Consider the following 5,006-nt stretch of genomic DNA (forward strand, 5'->3'; position numbering starts at 1 on the left):
ACCATTTCGCAGCAGCCGCCTGATCGGCGCAGAGCGACAGCCTACCTCTGACTGCCGCCAATCTTTGCAACAGAGCCCGCCGTGCTAGTCTGCTCGGTGATGGTGGAGTGAAGCCAACCCGCAATCGGGTTATGAATCTGCATCGCGATTCGCAATCAGCTGTCTCTTGAGCATGTCGAACTCCTGCGATGTTATCTCGCCGTGCTCGTGCTGCTACACCAACTTGTCCAACTCATCCGCCACACCGCTCCCCACCACCTGCGATGGCCAGGTTGTTTGCTGGGCGCATTGGCGGAGTATCGTCTCGACCCGGGACACCCACACCGGCACAACCTTACGGGAGTGATTCACTGTCAAAGAATCGGCCCGGTGCTCTGACGCAAGTATCGGGATGGTCACCATTTGTAAGCCGTAGACCTGAGTGGTGATCAAGACTTCGATACCACCGACCGTACCGGTACTAATCGACGACGGTCGTGTTCGTCGCCTGCCGCAGGGACTCTGCACACCTCCGTTTACGCATGTGCCTGGAGGAGTTGGAAATCGTCGTGTTCGGGAAACATTAAACACAGGATGGCAGCGATCTGAGCCAGCACATGATCAGCTAGCTCACCATCCGGATCGACGGCCCACTGCATCGTCGCGCCAGCGATGACCGAGTGCAGGAGCAACTCAGCTGCCGCAGGAGCACCTGGGGGCAGTCGCTTGCGGATCCCCTCCACCACCGCGCGGTTCCGCTGGATCGCAAGCGTGCGTAGCTCCGGCACCTGGAGCTCGTACCAGGAGATGAGATAGTTCACCGAGAAGTCGTTGCGAGTGTTCATGCTCCGAACGAGCACCTGCAAAAATTCCCAGAGCCCTTGCGGCCCTGCGCCTATCGGTATCGCATTCAGGTAATGCCGCACCTGCTCGACGCCGCGCTCCATCATCCTCACCAGCAGCGTATCGCGGTTGGTGAAGCGCTGGATTAACGCTGCGCGGGAGAGCCCCACCTCCTTTGCTACTCCGCTGAGCGTGAACTCTATGGGACCGCAACGCTTCAGCACTACGGTGGCGGCCTCGAGTACCTCGTCATCGGACTTGAGCTTGGGGCGGGGCATCAGTGTTCACCTTCTGTATGGGTTGGGGCGGAGGCTGTGGCTGCCGCCGCCATTGTAGCAAATTGAAGACGGAGCGAGAGTAGAGCCACGAGCCCCGCAAACACGGCCGATACAACGAGGCCAGGGAGCGGACCAGCAAGGTCGACAAACGCGCCGGCCGCAAGCATAACCATGGGCGAGGCTGACAGCATCACCGCCGAGACCGTGCCGAGTACCCGGCCGAGAAGTTCTGGCGGCGTGCGGTTGTAGATGGCAGCGTTGAGAATGGGAGAGACTGAGCCGGTCAGCAGTCCCACGAGCGCGCCCAACAACATCAGCACCGGCACGCCTGGCAACTGTGAAAGCAGAAGCGAGCCCACCGCAGAGCCACAAAATGCCACCGCCAGCCAGTTCTGCGCTGATATCCGGGCGCCGACCGACGCATGAATGGCAATGCCAAGGAGACCACCAGCCCCCATCATTGAGGAGAACAGCCCGAGCTCTGCTACTTGGCGTCCTGCATCTACAAACAGCGCAGGCATGATGACGCTGCCGTTGGCGCCAACGATGCCCACGAAGATCATCACTATACCAAAGAGAGGGCGCAGCAGGGGTTCGCTCCAGAGAAAAGCGACGCCGGCGCGCATGGAGAGAGTCGCCGTCGTGGTCATCGTCCGAGCGGCACGCGCGGGAAGCACCCACGCGCCGAGCAGACCTGCAAGGACGGAGCAGAACGCCGTCAGCCCGAGCGTTGGCGCAGCGCCAAGCAGGCCGATTGCGGCCCCCCCAAGGGCCGGGCCACCTAGAATCGCGACGTTCCCGATCACCGCTTTCAGTGACGAGACGCGCTCAACGGAGAGCCCGGCGACGTGGCCGAGTTTGGGCAGCTCACTGTCCTGCGCGGCCATACCGGGTGCGTCGAACGCGGCACCGAGCACCACGCAAGCGATCAGCCCAGTGTTCGAGAGGGCGCCAACGGCATCGAGCAGTGGGATGCTCGCCATGGCCACGCCGCCCACCACACCCGAGATCAATGCGACGGGCGCGCGCCCGAACCGATCGACGAGGCCACCACCAACCCACGCGCCGATGATGGTCGCGATGACGCTGCTAGCGGCCGTGGCGCCCGCCCAGGCCGCGCTCTTTGTATGAGACAGGACGAACCATGGAAGCGCGAGGGCCGCCACCGCGTTGCCGATCCGGAAGAGAAAGGTCGCCGCGAACAGCGTCGCGAGCGGGCTATATCGACGTTCGCTCATTCCGCTGCGGCGAGCTGCGCCTTCGCCGCAGCGAGGTACTCTTCGTTACCCGAGTCGAGGGCGAAGAGTGCGTAGGTGACCGCCCCGAACGCAAGGCGCTCCGCGATGTGGTGGGCGAGCCGCGGCCACACCCGGCCACCGGCCGCTTCATACGTGAGGAGGAGCTTCGCGAGCCCCTCTTCACCAAAGACCATAAGGTGCGCGGCCATGTCGATGGCAGGGTCATCAACGCGGGCCTCGCTCCAGTCGATCATCCCGCTGACGCGCTCCGTGTTGTCGATGAGCACATGGCCCACGTAGAGATCGCCATGCACCACCACGGAGAAATCTGGCCACGACGAATCGTCGTCGAGCCAGCGCTGCCACCGGTGGAGGCGCTTGTCGTTCACCACGAACTCGCGTCGGACGCGGTCAACGTCGTCGGCCACCTTCTGACGGGCCTGCGTCGGTGTACGGATGAGCATCCCCGCATCCACGGCGGCGGAAATGGGGACGGCATGCAGGGCGGCGAGCGCGGTCGCGAAGCTCTCCGCGAAGACCTCCGAGTCCTGCGGCACGACCCAGTCGGGCGTGGACGAACCAGGCTGGATGACCATCGCAGTCGAGTCTTCGAGCATGGGATAGGCAACGAGCTCGGCGTTGGCCACGCGCCAGTCCGGCACCGCGAACGGCAGGCGATTCTTGAGCATTGCCAGCACCCGCGCCTCTGGTTCGACCTTCGCGCTTACCTCGGCTCGGCGCGGGATGCGCAGCACCCACCGACGTCCATCGTCGACGGTGGCGATCACGATCCTATAGTCGAGCCCAAGCTCATTGACAGTCAGCGGGCCATGGAGCTTGAGCCCATGTCGGGCTGCAAGTGCGTACAGTTGGGAGGTATCGGCGGTCGTGACTACGGTCATGATTCACTCCTGAGGGCTTGACGGGTTTAGCCACCTAAATGTAACAGTCACGTCGGTTATATTCAATCCGGCACTGTTGCAAAGTTAGCGATGAGGCAGCCTTTTGTCTTATTCAAAGGCCTTACATTTCAAAAACTCTGCTTACCAGGCGCATTTCGCCCAGGGGATCACCATAATAAAATGCTGAGGCCTGGCCTTTGCGTAGTGCACGCATCACCTCAATACCTTTGATGGTGGCGTAAGCCGTCTTCATGGATTTAAATCCCAGCGTGGCGCCGATTATCCGTTTCAGTTTGCCATGATCGCATTCAATCACGTTGTTCCGGTACTTAATCTGTCGGTGTTCAACGTCAGACGGGCACCGGCCTTCGCGTTTGAGCAGAGCAAGCGCGCGACCATAGGCGGGCGCTTTATCCGTGTTGATGAATCGCGGGATCTGCCACTTCTTCACGTTGTTGAGGATTTTACCCAGAAACCGGTATGCAGCTTTGCTGTTACGACGGGAGGAGATATAAAAATCGACAGTGCGGCCCCGGCTGTCGACGGCCCGGTACAGATACGCCCAGCGGCCATTGACCTTCACGTAGGTTTCATCCATGTGCCACGGGCAAAGATCGGAAGGGTTACGCCAGTACCAGCGCAGCCGTTTTTCCATTTCAGGCGCATAACGCTGAACCCAGCGGTAAATCGTGGAGTGATCGACATTCACTCCGCGTTCAGCCAGCATCTCCTGCAGCTCACGGTAACTGATGCCGTATTTGCAGTACCAGCGTACGGCCCACAGAATGATGTCACGCTGAAAATGCCGGCCTTTGAATGGGTTCATGTGCAGCTCCATCAGCAAAAGGGGATGATAAGTTTATCACCACCGACTATTTGCAACAGTGCCCATCGGCGTAGTAGTGGATGTGGTCGATGACAAAGCCGGTGCGGGTCAGCGTGCGCCGGAGGATCGGCAGAAAATCGACCAGGAACGAAGTAGCGCGTGTGACGACGGCCGGTACGCCGACACGCGCCACGGCCTCGGCCCAGCGCGCGGCCGGCGGTTGGAGCAGGCCGTTGTGCACCGAACCGTGGTAGGTGCCGACCGCCAATGTGAGCCAGCGCTCTAGCTCGCGCAGCGTCAGGGCGGCCTTGTTTTCGGAATCGTAGTCGCCGCGCTGGTCAGGGTTGGAGAAGGTCGTTCCCGGCAGTTCGTCGTGAATCATCTGCATCGCCGTGCCGATGATCCGTTCCACGATGCCGCCATAGTGCGGCTGTCCCAGCGGGCGATAGTCCAGCCGGATGCCATGCTGCTCGCAACCCCGGCGCAGGGCCTCGCTCTTGAACTCGGCCGCGTTGTCTAGGTAGAGCAGCAAGGGCTTGCCGCTCATCTGCCAATCCATTTCCACGTTCAGTCCTTCCAGCCAAGGGCGCTTGTCGCAGGCGACATGCACGAGGCACAGGCCAACCGAAACGGCAGACGGCGCTTCCAGCGTGACGACCATGCCGAGCACGCAGCGGGTGAACACGTCGATGGCGAGGGTCAGGTACGGGCGGCCAATAGGTTGCCGGTCGCGGTCATCGACCACGATCAGGTCGATGACCGTATGGTCTATCTGCACCTGCTCCAGCGGCGCGGTCACGGCAGGAGGCTCGCCGCCCACACCTTGTAGGTCACGAGCGGCATCCTGGCCTTCCCGCCGGCGGATGACCTTGCGCGGGTCAAGGCTAGCGATCCGTAAGGCCACGGTATTGCGCGCCGGCACTCGCAGTTTTTGAGCCTT

5 protein-coding genes are annotated in these 5,006 nt (G+C 61.6%); all 5 read right to left on the reverse strand.

The features are described 5' to 3' along the window. Nucleotides 1-515: 515 nt before the first annotated feature. Complete coding sequence (gene mphR(A) / locus PG887_RS21705) at nt 516-1,100, reverse strand: macrolide-binding transcriptional repressor MphR(A) (protein WP_001137892.1); 585 nt, start codon at nt 1,098-1,100, stop codon at nt 516-518. Beyond that, a complete protein-coding gene (mrx(A), locus tag PG887_RS21710) occupies nt 1,100-2,338 on the reverse strand; it encodes a macrolide resistance MFS transporter Mrx(A) (protein ID WP_000004159.1) in 1,239 nt (412 codons plus the stop codon). The genes mphR(A) and mrx(A) overlap by 1 nt, the downstream gene beginning before the upstream one ends. After that, complete coding sequence (locus tag PG887_RS21715) at nt 2,335-3,240, reverse strand: Mph(A) family macrolide 2'-phosphotransferase (RefSeq protein WP_000219391.1); 906 nt, start codon at nt 3,238-3,240, stop codon at nt 2,335-2,337. Before PG887_RS21715 ends, mrx(A) begins: the two co-directional genes overlap by 4 nt. Before the next feature lie 121 nt (nt 3,241-3,361). Continuing rightward, nucleotides 3,362-4,066, reverse strand: coding sequence for an IS6-like element IS26 family transposase (locus tag PG887_RS21720; RefSeq protein ID WP_001067834.1), 705 nt, complete (start codon nt 4,064-4,066; stop codon nt 3,362-3,364). A 46-nt stretch (nt 4,067-4,112) separates the two neighbouring features. Next, the coding region (locus PG887_RS21725) for an integrase catalytic domain-containing protein (RefSeq protein ID WP_054175680.1) at nt 4,113-5,006 on the reverse strand (894 nt) is incomplete at its 5' end.

The sequence above is a fragment of the Aeromonas sp. QDB14 genome, from assembly GCF_027707845.1.
Taxonomy (GTDB): domain Bacteria; phylum Pseudomonadota; class Gammaproteobacteria; order Enterobacterales; family Aeromonadaceae; genus Aeromonas; species Aeromonas caviae.